Origin of the sequence: Pseudomonas sp. SM4 (assembly GCF_051913165.1) — a bacterium.
Classification (GTDB): domain Bacteria; phylum Pseudomonadota; class Gammaproteobacteria; order Pseudomonadales; family Pseudomonadaceae; genus Aquipseudomonas.
Genome location: NZ_JBODOE010000006.1, coordinates 241,847 through 264,160, shown reverse-complemented (window position 1 = coordinate 264,160; position 22,314 = coordinate 241,847). Strand labels below are relative to the sequence as shown.

19 protein-coding genes are annotated in these 22,314 nt (G+C 59.1%); 12 read left to right on the top strand and 7 right to left on the bottom strand.

Annotation, left to right across the window (positions count from 1 at the left end; all coding sequences use genetic code 11):
• Window positions 1-13: 13 nt before the first annotated feature.
• The 4 genes from crcB to ACQ4MY_RS13645 form a co-directional block, all read right to left on the bottom strand.
• Window positions 14-388, bottom strand: a complete 375-nt coding sequence (gene crcB, locus ACQ4MY_RS13660) for a fluoride efflux transporter CrcB (RefSeq protein ID WP_008086563.1) — start codon at window positions 386-388, stop codon at window positions 14-16.
• Window positions 388-1,710, bottom strand: coding sequence for a replication-associated recombination protein A (locus ACQ4MY_RS13655; RefSeq protein WP_158835222.1), 1,323 nt, complete (start codon window positions 1,708-1,710; stop codon window positions 388-390). Before ACQ4MY_RS13655 ends, crcB begins: the two co-directional genes overlap by 1 nt.
• A gap of 196 nt (window positions 1,711-1,906) precedes the next feature.
• Window positions 1,907-2,527 (bottom strand): outer membrane lipoprotein chaperone LolA, encoded by a 621-nt coding sequence (gene lolA / locus ACQ4MY_RS13650; protein ID WP_008087013.1) that lies wholly within the window; start codon window positions 2,525-2,527, stop codon window positions 1,907-1,909.
• 66 nt (window positions 2,528-2,593) lie between these two features.
• Entirely contained in the window at window positions 2,594-5,002 is a 2,409-nt protein-coding gene (locus ACQ4MY_RS13645; RefSeq protein WP_081500545.1) for a DNA translocase FtsK, read from the bottom strand.
• 297 nt (window positions 5,003-5,299) lie between these two features.
• Here ACQ4MY_RS13645 and trxB point away from each other — a divergent pair, with 297 nt between their 5' ends.
• The 4 genes from trxB (at window position 5,300) to infA (ending at window position 8,099) form a co-directional block, all read left to right on the top strand.
• Window positions 5,300-6,259: a thioredoxin-disulfide reductase gene (trxB, locus tag ACQ4MY_RS13640; protein ID WP_158835228.1), complete on the top strand. Its 960-nt coding sequence runs from the start codon at window positions 5,300-5,302 to the stop codon at window positions 6,257-6,259.
• A 63-nt stretch (window positions 6,260-6,322) separates the two neighbouring features.
• Entirely contained in the window at window positions 6,323-7,003 is a 681-nt protein-coding gene (aat, locus tag ACQ4MY_RS13635) for a leucyl/phenylalanyl-tRNA--protein transferase (RefSeq protein WP_045123303.1), read from the top strand.
• A gap of 57 nt (window positions 7,004-7,060) precedes the next feature.
• Window positions 7,061-7,768, top strand: a complete 708-nt coding sequence (locus tag ACQ4MY_RS13630; RefSeq protein WP_008087004.1) for an arginyltransferase — start codon at window positions 7,061-7,063, stop codon at window positions 7,766-7,768.
• A gap of 112 nt (window positions 7,769-7,880) precedes the next feature.
• Complete coding sequence (infA, locus tag ACQ4MY_RS13625) at window positions 7,881-8,099, top strand: translation initiation factor IF-1 (RefSeq protein ID WP_002553999.1); 219 nt, start codon at window positions 7,881-7,883, stop codon at window positions 8,097-8,099.
• A 1,122-nt stretch (window positions 8,100-9,221) separates the two neighbouring features.
• Here the strand turns inward: infA and clpA are convergent.
• Window positions 9,222-11,492: an ATP-dependent Clp protease ATP-binding subunit ClpA gene (gene clpA, locus ACQ4MY_RS13620; RefSeq protein WP_158830265.1), complete on the bottom strand. Its 2,271-nt coding sequence runs from the start codon at window positions 11,490-11,492 to the stop codon at window positions 9,222-9,224.
• 30 nt (window positions 11,493-11,522) lie between these two features.
• Window positions 11,523-11,906 (bottom strand): ATP-dependent Clp protease adapter ClpS, encoded by a 384-nt coding sequence (clpS, locus tag ACQ4MY_RS13615; protein WP_016987405.1) that lies wholly within the window; start codon window positions 11,904-11,906, stop codon window positions 11,523-11,525.
• 225 nt (window positions 11,907-12,131) lie between these two features.
• Between clpS and cspD the strand changes: the two genes are divergently transcribed.
• Entirely contained in the window at window positions 12,132-12,389 is a 258-nt protein-coding gene (gene cspD, locus ACQ4MY_RS13610) for a cold shock domain-containing protein CspD (protein WP_440095474.1), read from the top strand.
• A gap of 83 nt (window positions 12,390-12,472) precedes the next feature.
• Here the strand turns inward: cspD and icd are convergent, their stop codons facing one another.
• Window positions 12,473-13,729: an NADP-dependent isocitrate dehydrogenase gene (gene icd / locus ACQ4MY_RS13605; RefSeq protein WP_008087051.1), complete on the bottom strand. Its 1,257-nt coding sequence runs from the start codon at window positions 13,727-13,729 to the stop codon at window positions 12,473-12,475.
• Between the two features lie 480 nt (window positions 13,730-14,209).
• On the opposite strand from icd, the gene ACQ4MY_RS13600 reads away from it, so the two are divergent.
• The 7 genes from ACQ4MY_RS13600 to ACQ4MY_RS13570 all read left to right on the top strand — a co-directional run bounded on the left by ACQ4MY_RS13600 (window position 14,210) and on the right by ACQ4MY_RS13570 (window position 22,060).
• On the top strand, window positions 14,210-16,435 hold the full coding sequence (locus tag ACQ4MY_RS13600; RefSeq protein WP_158830266.1) for an NADP-dependent isocitrate dehydrogenase: 2,226 nt from the start codon (window positions 14,210-14,212) through the stop codon (window positions 16,433-16,435).
• Window positions 16,436-16,638: 203 nt separating this feature from the next.
• A complete protein-coding gene (locus tag ACQ4MY_RS13595) occupies window positions 16,639-17,085 on the top strand; it encodes an NUDIX hydrolase (RefSeq protein ID WP_158830267.1) in 447 nt (148 codons plus the stop codon).
• A gap of 59 nt (window positions 17,086-17,144) precedes the next feature.
• Window positions 17,145-18,269: a tRNA 2-thiouridine(34) synthase MnmA gene (gene mnmA, locus ACQ4MY_RS13590; RefSeq protein WP_127928939.1), complete on the top strand. Its 1,125-nt coding sequence runs from the start codon at window positions 17,145-17,147 to the stop codon at window positions 18,267-18,269.
• The gene (gene hflD / locus ACQ4MY_RS13585; protein WP_008082887.1) at window positions 18,266-18,889 is read left to right on the top strand and encodes a high frequency lysogenization protein HflD; all 624 of its coding nucleotides are present in this window, start codon (window positions 18,266-18,268) and stop codon (window positions 18,887-18,889) included. The genes mnmA and hflD overlap by 4 nt, the downstream gene beginning before the upstream one ends.
• 126 nt (window positions 18,890-19,015) lie before the next feature.
• Window positions 19,016-20,386, top strand: a complete 1,371-nt coding sequence (purB, locus tag ACQ4MY_RS13580) for an adenylosuccinate lyase (protein ID WP_008082884.1) — start codon at window positions 19,016-19,018, stop codon at window positions 20,384-20,386.
• A gap of 86 nt (window positions 20,387-20,472) precedes the next feature.
• The gene (locus tag ACQ4MY_RS13575; protein ID WP_201226372.1) at window positions 20,473-21,642 is read left to right on the top strand and encodes a ribosomal protein uL16 3-hydroxylase; all 1,170 of its coding nucleotides are present in this window, start codon (window positions 20,473-20,475) and stop codon (window positions 21,640-21,642) included.
• Complete coding sequence (locus ACQ4MY_RS13570) at window positions 21,635-22,060, top strand: GNAT family N-acetyltransferase (RefSeq protein WP_440095472.1); 426 nt, start codon at window positions 21,635-21,637, stop codon at window positions 22,058-22,060. Before ACQ4MY_RS13575 ends, ACQ4MY_RS13570 begins: the two co-directional genes overlap by 8 nt.
• Window positions 22,061-22,314 lie beyond the last annotated feature (254 nt).

The window sequence follows — 22,314 nt, the reverse complement described above, 5'->3', positions numbered from 1 at the left end:
CGGTTTCTCGTTATCAAAGTTTGGTCAAAGACAGGCCGGCCCACGTCGCGAGCAGCCCGCCGAATACGCTGAGTGCCGCATAGCCCAGGGCCAGCGGTACCTGCCCGCTTTCCAGCAGGCGCACCGTATCCAGTGAAAAGGATGAAAAAGTCGTCAGCCCCCCGAGGAAGCCAACCATCAACCCGGCACGCACCTCGATCGGCACTTCCGGGCGTATCAAAAACAGGCCGTACAACACGCCAATCAACAGACAGCCCACGATATTAACGGCCAGCGTCGCGGTATAGAAGTGCCGCGGCCAATTGGCAGTGATCCAATTGCCAGTAGCGAAGCGCAACAAAGTGCCAGCAACGCCGCCGGCAGACACCGCAATGATCAATGGAAGCATTATTTTCTCCGCTGCCGGGGGCTTAAACGGTCGAGTTGGGCGAGGTGGTTGAGCTTCTCGCCGATCTTCAACTCCAGGCCGCGCGGCACCGGTTGGTAGAACGGGATCGGCTCGAGTTCTTCCGGAAAATAGTCTTCGCCAGCGGCGTAAGCGTCCGGCTCATCGTGGGCGTAACGGTATTCGTCGCCATAACCCAATTGTTTCATCAGTTTGGTTGGAGCGTTGCGCAAGTGCAGCGGCACTTCCAGCGAACCGTGCTCGGCGGCGGCACGCAGGGCGGTTTTGAAGCCCATGTACACCGCGTTGCTTTTCGGCGCGCAGGCCAGATAGGTAATGGCTTGCGCCACCGCCAACTCACCTTCCGGACTGCCGAGGCGTTCCTGCACTTCCCACGCGGCGAGGCACAGGCTCAGGGCGCGCGGGTCGGCGTTACCGATGTCTTCGCTGGCCATGCGCACCACGCGTCGGGCGAGGTACAGCGGATCGCAACCGCCGTCGATCATCCGCGCGAACCAGTACAGCGCGCCGTCGGGGTTGGAGCCGCGCACAGATTTGTGCAGTGCCGAGATCTGGTCGTAGAACGCTTCGCCGCCCTTGTCGAAACGCCGACGTGTGTCGCCGAGCAGGCTCTGCAACAGATCGATGCCCATCTCGCTGTTGTCGTCGGCCAGATCGGAAGCGTTTTCCAGCAGATTGAGCAACCGTCGGCCATCGCCATCGGCGGCCGAGAGCAGCATCTGAAAGCCCTCATCGCTGAGGGTCAGATTGCGCTTGCCCAGGCCGCGCTCTTCGGTGAGCGCGCGGTGCACCAGTTTGCGCAGTGCCGCTTCGTCGAGGCTTTTCAGCACGTAGACACGGGCGCGCGACAACAAGGCGTTGTTGAGTTCGAATGAGGGGTTTTCGGTGGTGGCGCCGATGAAGATCAGCGTGCCGTCTTCAACGTACGGCAGGAACGCGTCCTGCTGCGACTTGTTGAAACGGTGAACTTCATCGACGAACAGAATTGTGCGTTTGCCGTATTGGCCAGCCTGTTGCTTGGCGATTTCAACCGCCTGACGGATCTCTTTGACCCCGGCGAGCACCGCCGAGACCGTTTCGAAATGCGCGTCCGAGACTTCCGCGAGCAACCGCGCCAGGGTGGTTTTACCCACGCCCGGCGGGCCCCAGAAAATCATCGAATGCAGGGCACCCTGCTCCAGCGCCTCACGCAGAGGCTTGCCGCGAGCGAGCACGTGCTCCTGACCGACGTACTCATCCAGATTGGTCGCGCGCAAACGCGCGGCCAGTGGCTGGGCAATCGGTGCACTGCGAAACAGATCCATCACGTAGCGTTGAAACCTCGAATTTTTCGAATACTGTGTGAAACCGAGTGGCGAGGGGATTTATCCCCGTTGGGCTGCGAAGCGGCGCCAAAAGCGACGACTGCTGCGCAGCCGAACGGGGATAAATCCCCTCGCCACAAAGAGCCCCTTAATACCAGGTCCTCTCCACGAGGGCCCCGGTACAAGGGGCCTGGGTTTATTCCTGGATCACGTCCGCACCCTTGGGGATGTCGAACTTGAACTTGGACGCCGGCACAGGCTCGTTGGCCTTCACCCCGGTGAACAGGATGTTGGTGCGCTGGCCGACGCTGTCGATCAGTTGCATGTCATTGAGCAGACCATTGCGGAACGACAGACGCAGGTTGTCGAACAGGGTGTCCTTGGTTTTCGGCTTGAGGGTGAAGTCGATCACGCCGCCCGCCTCTTTCGCGGAAATATCAAAGCTCTGGCTGATTTTCGACACATCACCGGACAGCAGCAGCGCCGGGGTCTGGGTCAGACGCTCGTCGAGCTTCTTGATGGTCGCCTGTTCCAGATCCGGGTCCCACAGGGTGACTTTCTTGCCATCAGACACCATGGTCTGCTCGGCCGGCGCATTGGTGTGCCAGTAGAACAGGCCCGGGCGCTGCAGGGTCATGTCGCCGGTGGTTTCCTGCAACTGCGTACCGCTGCCGTCGAGGGTCAGCTGCGAGAAGTTCGCGCTCAGGGTCTTGGAAGTTTCCAGCAATTGGGTCAAACGAGCCACGTCCTTGTCATCGGCGTGGGCCGTGAGTGTGGTCAAAGCCAGTACTGGCAGCAGCATGCGGATAAGACGCATGGGAGTCCTCTTGAATACTCGTTGGGAGAGCGGCGGCACATCATTGTCCCGCCTCTTGCTTTTGGATCAGTCGCGTACCGGGCCCGGGGCCAGCACTTCACGCGAACCGTTGGTGTTCATCGACGTGACGACCCCGGCCATTTCCATGGCTTCGATCATCCGTGCGGCGCGGTTGTAGCCGATCTTCAGCTTGCGCTGGACGGCAGAAATCGAGGCACGACGGCTTTCCAGCACGAACTGTACGGCTTCGTCATACAGCGCATCCGTTTCTGGATCATCGCCATCGCCGCCACCGCTGCTGCCTTCAAAGCCGCTGCCGGCTTCTTCGACACCATTGAGGATGTCGTCGTTGTACTCGGGGGCGCCGCGCAGTTTCCACGCTTCAACCACACGGTGAACCTCTTCGTCGGAAACGAACGCGCCGTGAACCCGGATCGGCAGGCTGGTGCCCGGCGGCATGTAGAGCATGTCACCGTGGCCAAGCAGTTGTTCGGCGCCACCCTGATCGATGATGGTCCGCGAGTCGATCTTGCTCGACACCTGGAACGCCATACGCGTCGGGATGTTCGCTTTGATCAGACCGGTGATCACGTCCACCGAGGGTCGCTGAGTGGCGAGGATCAAGTGAATACCCGCCGCACGCGCCTTCTGCGCGATACGGGCGATCAGCTCTTCAACCTTCTTGCCGACGATCATCATCATGTCGGCGAATTCGTCGACGACCACGACGATGGTCGGCAGCTTCTGCAACAGCGGCGCTTCGTCGTGAATGCTTTCGCGCTTGTACAGCGGATCGCTCAACGGCTCGCCGGCGTCCTGCGCTTCCTTGACCTTGGCGTTGAAGCCAGACAGGTTACGCACGCCCATTTTCGCCATCAGCTTGTAGCGGCGCTCCATCTCGGCAACGCTCCAGCGCAGGGCGTTGGCGGCGTCTTTCATGTCGGTGACGACCGGGCACAGCAGGTGCGGAATGCCTTCGTAGATCGACAATTCCAGCATTTTCGGGTCGATCATGATCAGCTTGGCGTCTTCCGGGCCGGACTTGAACAGGATCGACAGGATCATCGCGTTCACGCCCACCGACTTACCGGAACCAGTGGTACCGGCCACCAGCAAGTGCGGCATCTTCGCCAGGTCGGTGATGACCGGTTTGCCGCCGATGTCATGACCGAGCGCCAGGGTGACCGGCGATTTGAAGTTGTCGTACTCAGGCGTCGACAGCACTTCGGAGAAGCGCACGATCTGCCGGTCTTCGTTGGGAATCTCGATACCGACCGTGGTCTTGCCCGGAATCACCTCGACCACCCGCACGCTGGTCACCGCCAGCGAACGCGCGAGGTCTTTCGCCAGGTTGGCGATGCGGCTGACTTTGACGCCGGCGGCAGGCTGAATTTCGTAACGGGTAATCACCGGGCCCGGATGGATCGAGTCCACCGTGACCTCGACACCGAACTCCTTGAGCTTGATCTCCAGCAAGTGGCCGACCGCTGCCAGGGATTCCGGCGAATAATTGAGTTGTTTCTTTTCCGCAGGGTCAAGGATCGAGATCGGCGGCAAGGTGCCTTCGACGGCGCTGTCGACGAACAACGGCGCCTGTTTCTCTTTCTGCACACGCTTGCTCGGCTCCGGCGCCTTGACCGGGGCTGGGGCGATGACCGGCGGCACCTGCTTCTCGCGGTCGGACATGTGCTTGCTCAGGGCCTGTTCACGCTCGATCAGGCGTTCCTTGACCTTGGCCTGCTCGCGCTTGTCGGTGACCGTCGGCGCAACCACATCATGCACACGGACATCGACTTCACGCAGTTGCGCGACCAATTGTTTGCGTTCGGTACGTGCCGACCACCAGCGATTCAGCGCGCCCTGAAACAGTTCGAACAGGTCGAGGGTGATTTTGCCGGTGATGTCCATCACCTTGAACCACGACAGGTCGGTGAACACGGTCAGGCCGAACAGGAACAGCGCGATGAACAGTAGCGTGCTGCCCTGGATATTCAGCGCGTTCTTCGCCAGATCGCCGAGGCTTTCACCCAAAGCGCCACCGGCACCGGCCGGCAAGCCCGTCGCGGCATGAAAATGGATATGCGCCAAGGCCGCGCCGGACAGCACCAGAAACACCAGACCGATCAGGCGCCAGGAGAACAGCCAGCCGCTCCACTGCCACGGCTCGTGGCGCTGGCGGAAGATCTGATACGCCTTGATCGCCAGCAGCAACGGGAAGATATAGGCGAAGTAACCGAGCACCATGAACAGGATGTCGGCGCTGTAGGAGCCGGCCGGGCCGCCGAAATTCTGCACATCGTCGATCTTGCTGTTGTGGCTCCAGCCCGGATCGTCCTTGCCGTAGGTCAACAAAGCCATCATCAGGAACAGGCACAAGGCGCCAATGGCGATCAATGCACCTTCCTTGAGCCGGTAGTGCAACTGTTGGCGCCAGAGCGGAACGACTGTTTTAGGTGCTGCGGTGGATTTCTTCAAAACGCTACTTTTCCTGCGCCAATGGCGCGTCCATCTATTGAATGACGATAAAAAACTGCCCAATCCAGGCAGGTAACAAAGTGAACGAGCGCAACTGAGACTACTTTTAACACTGCGCCGAGGCTTTTAAAAACACGGCACAGCGCGAACATTCTGTAACAGCCCGGCATTGTACGGGTTTGTACGTGCGATGCCATGCTTCAAACCCGAGGCTAAAGCATAGTCAAGCACATAAAACCTGTGGGCCAATTTGAGCATGCATTACCTTTTGTGACAAAGGCTTATGAGGTGTATTTGATGAACGTAGCGAAGCATTCACGCTTGATCATTCTTGGCTCCGGCCCGGCCGGTTACAGCGCAGCCGTGTATGCCGCCCGTGCCAACCTCAAACCCGTGGTGATTACCGGCCTGCAGGCCGGCGGTCAACTCACTACCACCGTCGAAGTCGACAACTGGCCCGGTGACGTCGAAGGCCTGACCGGGCCGGTGCTGATGGAACGCATGCAAAAACACGCCGAACGCTTTGCCACAGAGATCGTTTACGACCACATCCACACCGCCAAGTTGCAACAGCGCCCGTTCGAACTCATCGGCGACAACGGCACTTACACCTGCGACGCGCTGATCATCGCCACCGGCGCCTCGGCGCAGTATCTGGGCCTGCCCTCGGAAGAAGCCTTTGCCGGCAAAGGTGTTTCCGCCTGCGCCACCTGTGATGGCTTCTTTTACCGCAATCAGGTGGTCGCGGTCGTCGGCGGTGGCAACACCGCCGTCGAGGAAGCACTGTACCTGTCCAACATCGCCAAGGAAGTGCACTTGATCCACCGTCGCGACAAACTGCGCTCGGAGAAAATCCTCCAGGACAAGCTCTTCGAGAAAGCCGCCAACGGCAATGTGCGCTTGCATTGGAACCAGAATCTCGACGAGGTGTTGGGCGATGCCAGCGGCGTCACGGCCGCCCGTCTGCGTCACAGTCATACCGGCGAAACCCGCGAACTACCGTTGGCCGGGGTGTTCATCGCGATCGGCCACAAGCCCAATACCGACCTGTTTCAGGGCCAGTTGTCGATGCATGACGGTTATTTGCGGGTCAAGGGTGGCAGCGACGGTGACGCCACGTCCACCGAGATCCCCGGGGTGTTTGCTGCCGGCGACGTTGCCGACCATGTTTACCGTCAAGCGGTCACCTCCGCCGGCGCCGGCTGCATGGCCGCACTCGATGCCGAGAAGTATCTGGACGACATTCCGGTCATTTGACGGCACACTTTATCGCGGGCCAAATGGCCAGCTCTGCCCTCCCCTTCTGCAAGCCTGGATGCCATGCTGACTTGGTTACAACGTAATTCCCTGACTTTTCCTCCTTTGGAAAAGGCCATGCGCGAGCCCAACGGATTGCTTGCCGCTGGCGGCGATCTGTCTGCCGATCGTTTGGTCCAGGCGTATCGCCATGGCTGCTTTCCGTGGTTTTCCGAGGGCCAGCCAATTCTCTGGTGGTCGCCGGATCCACGCACCGTGCTGTTTCCCGACGAACTGCATGTTTCACGCAGCCTCGGCAAACTGCTGCGCCAGCAGCGCTATCAAGTGACCTTCGATCAGGACTTCGACGCGGTGATCCGCGCCTGCGCCGCGCCCCGCGACTACGCCGACGGCACCTGGATCACCGAGGCCATGCAAGACGCCTACGTCGAACTGCATCGTCGCGGCTTCGCCCATTCAGTGGAAGTCTGGGATCAAGGCGAACTGGTCGGCGGCCTGTATGGCCTGGCGATGGGCCAACTGTTTTTCGGCGAATCGATGTTCAGCCGCGCCGACAACGCCTCGAAATTCGGCTTTGCCACCCTGGTGCGGCATCTGAAAGACTCGGGGTTCGTACTGATCGACTGCCAGATGCCGACCGATCATCTGCACAGCCTCGGCGCCCGGGCAATCCCTCGCCAACAATTCGCCGATTATCTGGCCCGACACCTGGATCAACCCAATCGTGCCACCTGGGTTTGCTGAGCGACTTTTGCGCGCGTGGCTTACACTTAATTCACCAGCTTATCCCGAGGGTTGATCATGACCGAGTTGGCGCGTTTGAAGTTCTATGCCACTCAGCCTCACTCTTGCAGCTATCTGCCGGAGGAGCAGGCCACGACCCTGTTTCTCGATCCGAGTCAGCCCATGGATGTGCATGTCTACGCAGACCTGTCGGAAATGGGTTTTCGTCGCAGCGGCGACCATCTGTATCGACCTCATTGCCAGAACTGCAATGCGTGCGTGCCTGCGCGCATTCCAGTGGCGCAGTTCACCCCCAATCGTCAGCAGAAGCGCATTTTCAAGCGCAACGCCGATTTGCAGGTGCGCCCGGCCAAGCCGCAATTCAGCGAAGAATATTTCGATCTCTACCAGCGCTACATCGAACAACGCCACGCCGACGGCGACATGTACCCGCCGAGCCGTGATCAATTCTCGACGTTTCTGGTACGCGATCTGCCCTTCTCGCGCTTTTATGAGTTTCGACTCGACGGACGGTTGCTCGCCGTGGCGGTGACCGATTTGCTGCCTAACGGCCTGTCAGCGGTGTACACCTTTTACGAACCGGATGAAGAGCGCCGCAGTCTTGGCCGTTTTGCCATCCTCTGGCAGATCGGCGAAAGCCAGCGCCTGGGGCTTGAGGCGGTGTACCTCGGTTACTGGATCAAGAATTGCAAAAAGATGAACTACAAGACCCAATATCGCCCTATCGAATTGCTGATTAATCAGCGCTGGGTCGTCCTCAACTAAACCCGAGCCCTAAACCCCTTGGCGTAAACCCCATTTTTCGGGCACAATGCACGCCGCTTTTGCCTGGCGCAGTTGCACCGGGCCATTCATTGGATACCGAGGGCTTTACTGCATGTCGAAAGAAGACAGCTTCGAAATGGAAGGCACTGTCGTCGACACCCTGCCCAACACCATGTTTCGTGTGGAGTTGGAAAATGGGCACGTCGTAACCGCGCATATTTCCGGCAAGATGCGCAAGAACTACATTCGTATTCTTACCGGTGACAAAGTGCGCGTCGAGCTGACGCCCTATGACTTGAGCAAAGGGCGCATCACTTACCGCGCTCGTTAATCAAGTCAATACAGAACGCCCGGTTTATGCCGGGCGTTTTTGTTTGTCTGCGTTTTTAGGGTTTGGGGGCATATCCTTTTTCTCGGGTGCTGCCGCTGGCGGTTTCGCTCTTACAGCGAGTCCCTTTTTCAAACGCCGGAATGCCGGCCCAGCAAAAAGGAACCAAAAGGCTTTGCCCCTGGCGTACGGCACCTCGCTGAGGCTCAGTGTTCCCTCGCTACGGTGTCCATCCGGGGGCATCGCCTACGGTTTGCTTCGCTGCACCTCCTCTCGATGTATGCGGCTACGCCGCACGGCGCTGCGCGCCTACCCCCGGATGAACACCTTCGCTCGGCCTGCCGATGGGGCAAAAAATCCAAAGCCAGAGCCAGAGCAAGAGCCAGAGCCAGAGCCAGAGCCAGAGCCAGAGCCAGAGCCAGAGCAGATCAAAAGATCGCAGCCTTCGGCAGCTCCTACATGATTTATCGGCTGTGCTTTTTGTGGGGGCTGCACTCGCTGGCGATAGCAGGCTGGCAACCTACCAATCTTTCGATGCAATCTTCTGTAGGAGCTGCCGCAGGCTGCGATCTTTTGATCTTGCTCTTAAAAAGATCGCAGCCTGCGGCAGCTCCTACAGGGAATGGTATGGCTGGAGAAGCGGGCCGGCTGTCAGGCCGCCTTCGCGAGCAAGCTTTGCTCCTACGAAAATCAAAAGCCGAGCACCCTGTGCTCCTCACCACTCAACAGGATGAGCGTTAGCTCGGCTGCGGCTTTTGATCTTGATCCACGGGCGACGTCGGAAGGCTGAGTGGAGGGATTGATCCGGGGGTGGGAGCGCAGCGACCGTTTGGCGCAGCCAAACACAGCGAGAGGAGGTGCAGCGAAGCAAACCGTAGGCGCTGCGCCCGGATCAATCCCGCAGCGAAGGAATCCCGAGCCCCAGCGAGCGGGCCGCACGCAGGAGCAAGCCTTTTTGGTTACTTTTGAGGCGCTTGTCAAAAGTGACCCGCCGTAAGGGCGGAACCCTAAGCAGCCGTTACCGCAGCAACGGATATACACCCAGAAACCCCAAACACCCCAAACACCCCAAACAGCAGACAACAAAAAGGCGCCCGAAGGCGCCCTTTCATCCAACAACAACCATCAAGCCATCTCAGCAGTGGTCTCGAAATCAAAGGTCAACTCACCATCCTTGATATCGATATGCACAACCCCACCATGCTCAGCCAACTCACCAAACAAGATCTCTTCCGCCAGCGGACGCTTGATCTTGTCCTGAATCAGACGAGCCATCGGACGCGCACCCATCGCCGCATCATAACCACCGGCCGCCAGCCAACTGCGCGCCGCGTCGGTCACTTCCAGCAACACACGCTTGTCTTCCAACTGCGCCTGAAGCTCGGTAAGGAACTTGTCCACCACACTTTTGATGACCTCATGACTGAGGCGACCAAACTGGATAATGGTGTCCAGACGGTTACGGAATTCCGGCGTGAAGCTCTTCTTGATCACTTCCATCGCATCAGACGAGTGGTCCTGATGGGTGAAACCGATCGAAGCCCGCGCCGCCGTTTCAGCGCCGGCGTTGGTGGTCATGATCACGATCACATTGCGGAAGTCCGCCTTGCGCCCGTTGTTGTCGGTCAGCGTACCGTGGTCCATCACCTGCAGCAGCAGGTTGAAGACTTCCGGATGCGCCTTCTCGATTTCGTCGAGCAACAATACGCAGTGCGGCTGCTTGGTGATCGCTTCGGTCAACAGACCACCCTGATCGAAACCGACGTAGCCCGGAGGCGCACCGATCAGACGCGATACGGTGTGGCGCTCCATGTACTCGGACATGTCAAAACGCACCAGCTCAATGCCCAATGCCTTGGCCAATTGCCGCGCGGCCTCGGTTTTACCGACACCGGTCGGGCCTGCGAACAGGAACGAACCGACTGGTTTGTCAGGCGACTTGAGGCCGGCGCGGGACAGCTTGATCGCAGTCGACAGCGAATCGATCGCCGCGTCCTGACCAAACACTGTCAGCTTCAGGTCACGCTCAAGGTTACGCAGCAGTTCCTTGTCGGAACTGGTGACGTGCTTCGGCGGAATCCGCGCGATTTTCGCCACAATGTCTTCGACGTGCGGTACTTCGATGCGCTTGGCGCGCTTCTCGACCGGCTGCAAGCGCTGATAGGCGCCCGCCTCGTCGATCACATCAATGGCTTTGTCCGGCATGTGCCGGTCATTGATGTAACGCGACGCCAGTTCAGCAGCGGCACGCAGTGCTTCGTCGCTGTACTCGATGTTGTGGTGCTGTTCGAAACGCCCTTTCAGGCCGCGCAGGATACCGATGGTGTCTTCCACCGACGGCTCGACAACATCGACCTTCTGGAAGCGACGCGCCAAGGCACGATCCTTCTCAAAGATGCCACGGAATTCCTGGAACGTGGTCGAACCGATGCAGCGAATGTCGCCAGACGACAGCAGCGGCTTGAGCAGATTCGAAGCGTCCATGACGCCGCCCGACGCAGCGCCCGCACCAATAATGGTGTGGATTTCGTCGATGAACAAAATGGCCTGCGGACGTTTTTTCAGTTCATTGAGCAGCGCTTTGAAACGCTTCTCGAAGTCGCCGCGATACTTGGTGCCTGCGAGCAGAGCACCGAGATCGAGCGAATAAACGACGCTACCCGCCAGCAGATCCGGCACCTGGTTGTCGACAATACGCTTGGCCAGGCCTTCGGCGATCGCGGTTTTACCCACGCCTGCCTCGCCGACCAGCAGCGGATTGTTTTTGCGCCGACGCGCGAGAATCTGCGCGACACGCTCGACTTCCGACTCACGGCCGACCAGCGGATCGATACGACCCTGGCGCGCGAGTTCGTTGAGGTTGCTGGCATAAGCATCCAGAGGATTGCCTGAAGAAGAAGACTCACCGCCCTCGTCGTCCTGCATATCTTGTTCACCTTCAGAGTGATCGCCATGCCCCGGCACTTTGGAAATGCCGTGTGCGATGTAATTGACGACATCGATGCGCGCAACGCTCTGCTGTTTCAGCAGGAACACGGCCTGACTCTCTTGCTCACTGAAGATGGCAACCAGCACGTTGGCGCCGGTTACTTCGCGTTTGCCCGAGCTCTGTACGTGGAAAACAGCACGTTGCAGTACACGCTGGAAGCCCAGGGTTGGCTGGGTTTCACGATCTTCGTCATGGACGGGGATCAATGGCGTGGTGGAGTCGATGAACTCCTGCAGGTCATGCTTGAGTTTGTCGAGGTTTGCGCCGCAGGCACGCAAAACGGTGGCGGCAGCCTCATTGTCCAATAGGGCCAGCAGCAGGTGTTCGACGGTCATGAATTCATGACGTTTCGAACGAGCCTCCTTGAAGGCAAGATTGAGGGTGACTTCGAGCTCGCGGTTTAACATAGCTTCACCTCATACCCAAGTGGTCGGCGATTAACCGTCCTTCTCGATTTCACAGAGTAGCGGATGCTGGCTTTCCCTGGCGTACTGGTTGACCTGCATGGCCTTTGTCTCGGCGATGTCGCGGGTAAACACTCCACATACTGCCCGCCCTTCTGTGTGGACGGCCAGCATGACCTTGGTCGCCAGCTCGCGATTCAGGTTAAAAAACACCTCGAGCACTTCGACGACGAAATCCATCGGTGTGTAGTCATCGTTGAACAAAACCACCTTGTACATCGGCGGCGCCTGTAACGCAGGCTTTGCTTCCTGAACAGCAACGCCTGCCGAATCGTCGTCGTGCTCCTCTGGAAGATCCTTTTGGAGAAGCGGGCGATCCTGATTGAATGTTAGTCGAATCTGGCTGATTGCATGCATGGGAAAGAAAGGTTCGTCAGTTGTGCAAATACAGTGGTGGGGGCGGTTGTCCACGTTTTCAACTCCGACTGCCCGGTCACCTTGACTATCGGGAAAACGGTGTTACAACCAATAGAGCCCACAGTGGGTAAAAAAGATCCGCGGAGTCAATTCTTTTAACGGAATAGATTGCGGATGACTTGGATGATACTCCAGCGTTGGAGTCTGTTGCAGAGGGATTTGAGCATGGCTGTCGGCAAGGTGAAATGGTTCAACAATGCCAAGGGGTACGGTTTTATCGTCGAGGATGGCAAGGATGAGGACTTGTTTGCCCATTACTCGGCCATCGAAATGGAAGGCTATAAAACCCTGAAGGCAGGGCAATCCGTCAAATTCGAGATTATCCAGGGACCAAAAGGACTGCACGCCGTCAAAATTGGCCCTGCTGCGCCTGCAGAAGAAATTTTTACGCCTGCGGTCACCCCGCAGACTGTCACGGCCTGACCCACACCCTATATTTATTCAGCCATAAAAAAACCGCCTGACTCAATTCATCGAGTCAGGCGGTTTTTCTGTGCCCGTGTTTCTTACATATGCGAAATCAACGCATCACCGAAGCCCGACGACGAAACCAGCTTGGCGCCTTCCATCAAACGTTCGAAGTCATAGGTCACAGTTTTGGCCGAGATAGCGCCATTGGTGCCTTTGATGATCAGATCCGCCGCTTCCGTCCAACCCATATGGCGCAGCATCATTTCCGCCGAGAGAATCAGCGAACCCGGGTTGACCTGATCCTTGCCGGCATACTTCGGCGCGGTACCGTGGGTGGCTTCGAACATCGCCACGGTGTCGGACAGGTTGGCGCCCGGCGCAATACCGATACCACCCACTTCGGCCGCCAGGGCGTCGGAGAGGTAGTCACCGTTGAGGTTGAGGGTCGCAATCACATCGTATTCGGCCGGGCGCAGCAGGATCTGCTGGAGCATGGCGTCGGCGATGGCGTCTTTGACCACAACGTTCTTGCCGGTTTTCGGGTTTTTGAACTGCATCCACGGGCCGCCGTCGAGCAGGGTCGCGCCGAATTCTTCGGCGGCCACTTCGTAGGCCCACTCTTTGAAGGCACCTTCGGTGAACTTCATGATGTTGCCTTTGTGCACGATGGTCAGCGAATCGCGGTCGTTATCGACCACATATTGCAGAGCCTTGCGCGCCAGGCGTTTGGTACCTTCCAGCGAAACCGGCTTGACGCCGATGCCGCAGTTTTCGTCGAAACGGATCTTGGTGACGCCCATTTCTTCTTTAAGGAATTTGATGACCTTGGTGGCTTCCGGCGAACCGGCCTTCCACTCAATGCCCGCGTAGATGTCTTCGGAGTTCTCGCGGAAGATGGTCATGTCGACGTCGCCAGGCTTTTTCACCGGGCTTGGCACGCCTTCGAACCAGCGCACCGGGCGCAGGCAAACGTACAGGTCGAGCTGCTGACGCAGGGCCACGTTCAGCGAACGGATGCCGCCACCGACCGGCGTGGTCAGCGGGCCTTTGATGGAAACCACGTAATCCTTGACTGCATCGAGGGTTTCTTGAGGCAGCCAGGTGTCCTGATCGTAAACCTGGGTGGCTTTTTCCCCGGCGTAGACTTCCATCCAGGAAATCTTGCGTTTACCGCCGTATGCCTTTTGAACTGCAGCATCGACAACCTTGATCATCACCGGGCTGATGTCGACACCAATGCCGTCACCTTCGATGAAGGGGATGATCGGGTTATCAGGAACATTGAGAGAATGGTCTGCATTGACGGTGATTTTGTCGCCGACGGCTGGAACCTGAATCTTCTTGTAACCCATGCTGAACTCCATTGTTTGGATTGAACATCTGGCTTGGTTCGAGCGTAACCCAGTTAAATCAACACGCAAACCCTCTGTTCGTGGCGCGGGCACATCTCGTTTCGTACAAGCCTGAAAGCAAAGGGAAAAGCGCCAAACTCAAGCATTCGCGACGACTCTACGCCGCCCCTGCCCTGCGACCTTTAGACCAATGGACGAGATTGGTTGCATATGAACCATCGGCAGATTGCCAGCTACCTATGTATAATGCCCGCCGCTGACCACAGGGTCACGACGGCTGGCCTCTCTAGAACGAGACTTTCCGCCTGATTGGTCGGGTTGTTATCGCAGCCTGACTGCTTGACGCTCTACTGATGCACCCAACATCACCGCGAAGAATCTCGACATTCGGTTCATGGATGACTTTGAACGAACGCGCTTACCCGGCGCCCCTCGAGTTTCTGCGCACGCTTTAGCAAAGAAGAGAGAGTTAATCCGAATATGCCCACCCGCTCGAAGATCATCTATACCTTCACCGACGAAGCCCCAGCCCTCGCCACCTATTCCCTGCTGCCGATCATCGAGGCGTACACCGCTTCGGCCGATATCGCCGTGGAAACCCGCGATATCTCTCTTGCAGCGCGCATTCTGGCCAGCTTCCCCGAGCAACTGGGCGACAAAGCCGTAGCCGACCACCTCGCCGAACTGGGCGACCTGGCCGTTACGCCTGAAGCCAACATCATCAAGCTGCCGAACATCAGCGCTTCGGTGCCTCAGCTGCAAGCCGCGATCAAAGAGCTGCAAGCTCAGGGTTACAACCTGCCGGACTACCCGGAAACCGTGACCAGCGACGCCGACAAAGACGCCAAGGCGCGTTACGACAAGGTCAAGGGCAGCGCCGTGAACCCGGTTCTGCGTGAAGGCAACTCCGACCGTCGCGCACCGCTGTCGGTGAAGAACTACGCTCGCAAGCACCCGCACAAAATGGGCGCCTGGGCCAAAGACTCCAAGTCCCACGTCGCTCACATGAGCACCGGCGATTTCTACGGCAGCGAAAAAGCTGCCCTGATCGACGCCGCTGACGCCGTGAAGATCGAGCTGATCGCCAAAGACGGCACCGCGACCGTTCTGAAAGAAAAAACCACCGTTCAGGCTGGCGAGATCCTCGACTGCGCCGTGATGAGCAAAAACGCCCTGCGCGCGTTCATCGCTGCTGAAATCGACAGCGCCAAGGCCCAGGGCGTGCTGCTCTCGGTGCACTTGAAAGCAACCATGATGAAGGTCTCCGACCCGATCATGTTCGGCCAGATCGTTGCCGAGTTCTATAAAGACGCCCTGACCAAACACGCTGACGTGCTGGCCGAGATCGGCTTCAACCTGAACAACGGCATCGGCGATCTGTACGCGCGCATCAAGGCTTTGCCTGCCGAGCAGCAAGCACAGATCGAAGCTGACATGGCCGCGGTCTACGCCGCTCGTCCGTCGCTGGCGATGGTCAACTCCGACAAAGGCATCACCAACCTGCACGTGCCGAGCGACGTTATCGTCGACGCCTCGATGCCAGCGATGATCCGTGACTCCGGCAAAATGTGGGGCACTGACGGTCAACTGCACGACACCAAGGCTGTGATCCCGGATCGTTGCTACGCGACCATCTACCAGGCCGTGATCGAAGATTGCAAAGCCAATGGCGCTTTCGACCCGACCACCATGGGCAGCGTGCCAAACGTTGGTCTGATGGCGAAGAAAGCCGAAGAGTACGGCTCGCACGACAAGACCTTCCAGATCAAGGCTGACGGCGTGGTTCGCGTGACCGACAGCAAAGGCACCCTGCTGATGGAACAGGCTGTTGAAGCCGGTGACATCTTCCGCATGTGCCAGACCAAAGACGCGCCGATCCAGGACTGGGTCAAACTGGCCGTCAACCGTGCTCGCGCCAGCAGCACGCCAGCGATCTTCTGGCTCGACCCAATGCGCGCTCACGACGGCGTAGTGATCGAGAAAGTTCAGGCTTACCTGAAGGATCACGACACGGCCGGTCTGGACATCCAGATCATGGCGCCGGTCGACGCCATGAAGTTCACCCTGCAGCGCACCCGCGAAGGCAAGGACACCATTTCGGTGACCGGCAACGTACTGCGCGACTACCTGACTGACCTGTTCCCGATCATGGAACTGGGCACCAGCGCCAAGATGCTGTCGATCGTGCCGCTGATGAACGGCGGTGGCCTGTTCGAAACCGGCGCTGGCGGTTCGGCGCCGAAGCACGTGCAGCAACTGGTTGAAGAGAACTTCCTGCGCTGGGATTCGCTGGGCGAGTTCCTCGCACTGGCAGCGTCCCTTGAGCATCTGGGTGTGAACTACAACAACCCGAAAGCGCTGGTGCTGTCGAAAACTCTGGATCAGGCCACTGGCCAGTTCCTCGACAACAACAAGTCGCCATCGCGCAAAGTCGGCAACATCGACAACCGCGGCAGCCACTTCTACCTGGCGATGTACTGGGCTCAGGCCCTGGCCGCCCAGACTGAAGACGCGGCACTGCAAGCGCAGTTCGCGACCCTGGCAAAAACCCTGACCGAGAACGAAGCGACCATCGTTGCCGAGCTCAACGCCGTTCAGGGCAAGCCAGTCGACATCGGCGGTTACTACCACGCCAATGCCGAGCTGATCAGCAAGGCCATGCGCCCAAGCGCAACCCTCAACGCGGCGATTGCTGCGCTGGTTTAAGGTTGTAGCGCGGTAAACAAACCCCGGCCTAGTGCCGGGGTTTTTGTATCCGGGTTTTATGATCACCACAAAACCCTGTGGGAGCTGGCTTGCCAGCGATAGCGGTTTATCATCCAACATGGATGGTGACTGAACCACCGCTATCGCTGGCAAGCCAGCTCCCACAGGGATTGGGGTTTAACCAAAAGATTGAGGAAGGTTTTATGGAATGGCTCCCCCACATCACCGTCGCCACCATCGTCGAAGACAACGGCCGTTTCCTGATGGTCGAAGAACACAAGGCCGGGCGTAACGTGCTCAACCAGCCCGCCGGCCATCTCGACCCGGACGAAACCCTGATCGAAGCCGCCGTGCGCGAAACCCTTGAAGAAACCGGCTGGGACGTCGAACCCACTGGCGTCATCGGCATTTACCTGTACACCGCCCCGAGCAACGGCGTGACCTACCAGCGCGTGTGTTTCAGCGCCAAAGCCGTCAAACATCACCCGGATTACCAATTGGACGACGGCATCCTCGGCGCCAAGTGGCTGACCCGCGACGAATTAATCGCCCAGCGCGACAACTGGCGCAGCGAGCTGATCATCCGCTGCATCGACGATTATCTGGCCGGCCATCACTTCGGCCTCGAACTGATCCGCCCTTCTCTTTAGCCTTGAGGCCGCGAGCCTGATAGAATCGCGTCCTTTTTCAAGACACTCATTGAATCCCTATGCGTGATCCAGCCCCTTCTGACACATCCAAGAAGCGCGTCATTGTCGGTATGTCCGGCGGCGTGGACTCTTCCGTTTCCGCTCTCCTGCTGATCGAGCAGGGCTATGAAGTGGAAGGCCTGTTCATGAAGAACTGGGAAGAAGACGACGGAACGGAATACTGCACCGCCATGGACGACCTGGCGGATGCCCAGGCTGTCTGCGACAAAATCGGTATCAAACTGCACACCGCCAACTTCGCCGCCGAATACTGGGACAACGTGTTCGAGCACTTCCTGGCCGAATACAAGGCCGGACGCACGCCGAACCCGGACATCCTCTGCAACCGCGAGATCAAGTTCAAGGCGTTCCTCGACTACGCCATGATGCTCGGCGCCGACCTGATCGCCACTGGTCACTACGTGCGCCGTCGCGACATCGATGGCCGCACCGAACTGCTCAAAGGCCTCGATCCGAACAAGGATCAGAGCTACTTCCTGCACGCCGTTGGCGGTGAACAGATCGCCAAGACCTTGTTCCCGGTTGGCGAACTGGAAAAGCCGGAAGTCCGTGCAATTGCCGAGAAATACGAACTAGCGACCGCGAAGAAGAAGGATTCCACCGGGATCTGCTTCATCGGCGAGCGTCGTTTCAGCGACTTCCTCAAGCAATACCTGCCGGCGCAACCGGGCGAAATAAAAACCACCGAAGGCGAAGTCATCGGCCGTCACCACGGCTTGATGTACCACACCATCGGTCAGCGTCAGGGCCTCGGTATCGGCGGCCTGAAAGACGCCGGCGATGAGCCGTGGTACGTGCTGCGCAAGGATCTCGACACCAACGAACTGATCGTCGGCCAGGGCAACAACCATCCGTGGCTGTTCTCCGGCGCCCTGCTCGCTTCGGAAATCTATTGGGTCAACCCGATCGACCTGAGCCAGCCGCTGCGCCTGACCGCCAAAGTGCGCTATCGCCAGAGCGACCAGGCGTGCACCCTGGAAAAAACCGCCAGCGGCTACCGCGCCGTGTTCGACGAACCGCAACGCGCGGTGACGCCGGGCCAGTCCGTGGTGTTCTATGACGGTGAAATCTGCCTCGGTGGCGGCGTGATCGAAGTCGCCGAGCCGTGGAGCGGCCAGGCATGAGCCCGACTCAGGAGCAACTGACGGCGCTCGGCGGCGTGTTTCTCGCCGCCGTGCTGGTCGACCGGATCGCCAAGAGCGGCCAGACCAGCGAAGCCGGCCTGACGTGCATGCTCGGCAGCCTGCTAGTGCGCGACCCGAAAGACACGCTGGACGTGTACGGCGGCGACGACCTCAATCTGCGCGAAGGTTACCGAGCGCTGATCGGCGCCCTCGAACGCGACCCGAGCACGTTGCAGCGTGAGCCATTGCGTTACGCCCTGTCGATGCTCGGCCTGGAGCGGCAACTGGCCAAGCGTGACGATATGCTCGACACCATCGGCAAGCGCTTGCCGCAGATTCAGTCGCAGGTCGAACATTTCGGCCCGGCCCATGAAAACGTGATTGCCGCCTGCGGCGCGCTGTATCAGGACACCCTGAGTACCTTGCGCCAACGCATTCAGGTGCACGGCGACATGCGTAACCTGCAACAACCGAGCAATGCCTCGAAGATTCGCGCCCTGCTGCTCGCCGGTATCCGTTCGGCGCGCTTGTGGCGACAGCTCGGCGGCCATCGCTGGCAGCTGGTGATCAGCCGGCGCAAGCTGCTCAAAGAGCTGTATCCGTTGATGCGCAGCGAGTAAACGCCGCGCAATAAACGCTTTGTAGTCTGTAACGCGTAATACGCCGGTCAGTTGGCAACGGACCGGCGGATTTTTTCATGTATGATACGCGCCCCATTTCGTTGCCCGACTGTCCGAGAACACCCCATGCAGCTTTCTTCGCTCACTGCGGTTTCCCCTGTTGACGGCCGCTACGCCGGCAAAACCCAGGCCCTGCGCCCGATTTTCAGCGAGTACGGTCTGATCCGTGCCCGTGTTCTGGTTGAAGTGCGCTGGCTCCAGCGCCTGGCCGCCCACGCTGGCATCCCTGAAGTGCCGGCCTTCTCCGCCGAGGCCAACGCCGTTCTCAATGAACTGGCTGAAAACTTCTCGCTGGAGCACGCCGAGCGCGTCAAAGAGATCGAGCGCACCACCAACCACGACGTCAAAGCGATCGAATACTTGCTCAAAGAGCAAGCGGCCAAGCTGCCGGAGCTGGCCAAGGTCAGCGAGTTCATCCACTTTGCCTGCACCAGCGAAGACATCAACAACCTGTCCCACGCCCTGATGCTGCGCGAAGGCCGTGACGACGTGATGCTGCCGCTGATGCGCCAGACCGCCGAAGCCATCCGCGAACTGGCCATCCGTTTCGCTGACGTGCCAATGCTGTCGCGCACTCACGGCCAGCCAGCTTCTCCAACCACTCTGGGTAAAGAGCTGGCGAACGTGGTTTACCGTCTCGAGCGCCAGATCGCTCAGGTTGCTGCCGTGCCGCTGCTGGGCAAGATCAACGGCGCTGTCGGCAACTACAACGCGCACCTGTCGGCCTACCCGCAGATCGACTGGGAAGCCAATGCCCGCGCCTTCATCGAAGACGAGCTGGGCCTGGGCTTCAACCCGTACACCACGCAGATCGAACCGCACGACTACATCGCCGAGCTGTTCGACGCGATCGCGCGCTTCAACACCATCCTGATCGACTTCGACCGTGACATCTGGGGCTACATCTCCCTGGGTTACTTCAAGCAGCGCACCATCGCTGGCGAAATCGGTTCGTCGACCATGCCGCACAAGGTCAACCCGATCGACTTCGAAAACTCCGAAGGCAACCTGGGCATCGCCAACGCGCTGTTCCAGCACCTGGCGAGCAAACTGCCAATCTCCCGCTGGCAGCGCGACCTGACTGACTCCACCGTCCTGCGTAACCTCGGTGTCGGCTTCGCCCACAGCGTGATCGCGTACGAAGCCAGCCTCAAAGGCATCAGCAAGCTTGAGCTGAACGCTCAGAAGATTGCCGCTGACCTCGACGCTTGCTGGGAAGTTCTGGCTGAGCCGATCCAGACCGTGATGCGCCGCTACAACATCGAAAACCCGTACGAGAAGCTGAAAGAACTGACCCGCGGCAAGGGCATCAGCCCTGAAGCGCTGCAGACTTTCATCGATGGTCTGGACATGCCTGCCGAAGCGAAAGCCGAGCTCAAGCAACTGACCCCGGCCAACTACATCGGCAACGCTGTAGCGCAAGCCAAACGCATCTGATCGACCGTTTGCCCCGCTTGAGACGCCCGGCCGCGCCGGGCGTTTTTATTCCCGTCTGAAAAGTGCTTTTTTTCAATAGGTTACATATGAATCCCGATATTCCTCTTCAACTTCTGGGCGGCATCACAGCACGCGAGTTCCTGCGCGACTACTGGCAGAAAAAGCCACTGCTGATCCGCCAGGCGATTCCTGATTTCGAAAGCCCGATCGACGCCGACGAACTGGCCGGCCTGGCCCTGGAAGAAGAAGTCGAATCGCGCCTGGTGATCGAGCACGGCGAGCGCCCTTGGGAACTGCGTCGCGGCCCGTTCGCTGAAGACGAGTTCAGCAAACTGCCGGAAAAAGAGTGGACCTTGCTGGTGCAAGCGGTTGACCAGTTCGTGCCGGAAGTCAGCGAGCTGCTGGAAAACTTCCGTTTCCTGCCGAGCTGGCGCGTCGACGACGTGATGATCAGCTTCGCCGCTCCGGGTGGCAGCGTTGGTCCGCATTTCGACAACTACGATGTGTTCCTGCTGCAAGGCCACGGCAAGCGCAACTGGAAAATCGGCCAGATGTGCGATTCCGAGAGCCCACTGCTGCAACACGCGGATCTGCGCATCCTCGCCGAATTCCACGAGACCGAAGAATGGGTACTGGAACCGGGCGACATGCTTTACCTGCCGCCGCGCCTGGCTCACTGCGGTGTCGCGGTCGACAACTGCATGACCTACTCGGTCGGCTTCCGCGCGCCGAGTGCTTCTGAAGTGCTGACCCACTTCACCGATTTCCTCAGCCAGTTCCTGACTGACGAAGAGCGCTACACCGATGCTGACGCCAAGCCAGCCGTCGATCCGCACCAGATTCAGCACGATGCCCTGGATCGCCTGAAAAGCCTGCTCGCCGAACACATGAGCGACGAGCGTTTGCTGCTGACCTGGTTCGGCCAGTACATGACCGAGCCGCGCTATCCAGAGCTGGTGGTTGGCCCGGAAGACGTCGAAGAAGAAGACTTCCTCAGCGCTCTGCAGGATGGCGCTGTATTGATCCGCAACCCGAGCGCGCGTCTGGCCTGGTCGGAAGTCGATGACGACCTGTTGCTGTTCGCCAGCGGCCAGAGCCGTTATCTGCCGGGCAAACTGCGTGAACTGCTGAAGCTGATCTGCGCCGCTGACGCCCTGCACGCCGATAACCTCGGCGAGTGGCTGAATGATGAAGACGGTCGCGGCCTGCTGTGCGAGCTGGTCAAGCAAGGCAGCCTGGGGTTCGCCGATGAATAAGATTCGCGTACGTGTCGCAGACTGGCAGAAGGACATCGCCGAGATCCGGCGCATTCGTGAAACGGTGTTCATTGCCGAGCAATTGGTGCCACCTGAGTTGGAATGGGACGCGGATGACGCGACCGCCGTGCATTTTCTGGCGTTTGAAGGCGACTTTCCGATTGGCACTGCGCGTCTGTTGCCTGATGGGCACATCGGCCGCGTTTCGGTGCTGAAAGACTGGCGCGGGATGAAGGTCGGAGATGCGCTGATGCAAGCGGTGATTGCTGAAGCGGAAGAACGCGGCCTGAAGCAGCAAATGCTCAGCGCGCAGGTGCAGGCCACGGCGTTCTATGAGCGCCTGGGCTTCAGCCTGGTCAGCGAGGAATTCCTCGAAGCCGGGATTCCGCATGTCGACATGGTTCGGCATTCGGCCTAAGACCGCAGCGCGGCCTTCGCGAGCAAGCTTTGCTCCTCGGGGATCACCTTATCCTGTAGAAGCAGAGCTTGCTCGCGAAGAGGCCCTCCATAACACCGCAAAAGCCAAACCTGTGAACCCATGTGGTGAGGGGATTTATCCCCGACTGGCTGCGCAGCAGTCGCCACCCCAGCGCACTCGGTTTACCTGATGCACCGCGTTTTCAGGATCTGGGGCTGCTTCGCAGCCCATCGGGGATAAATCCCCTCGCCACA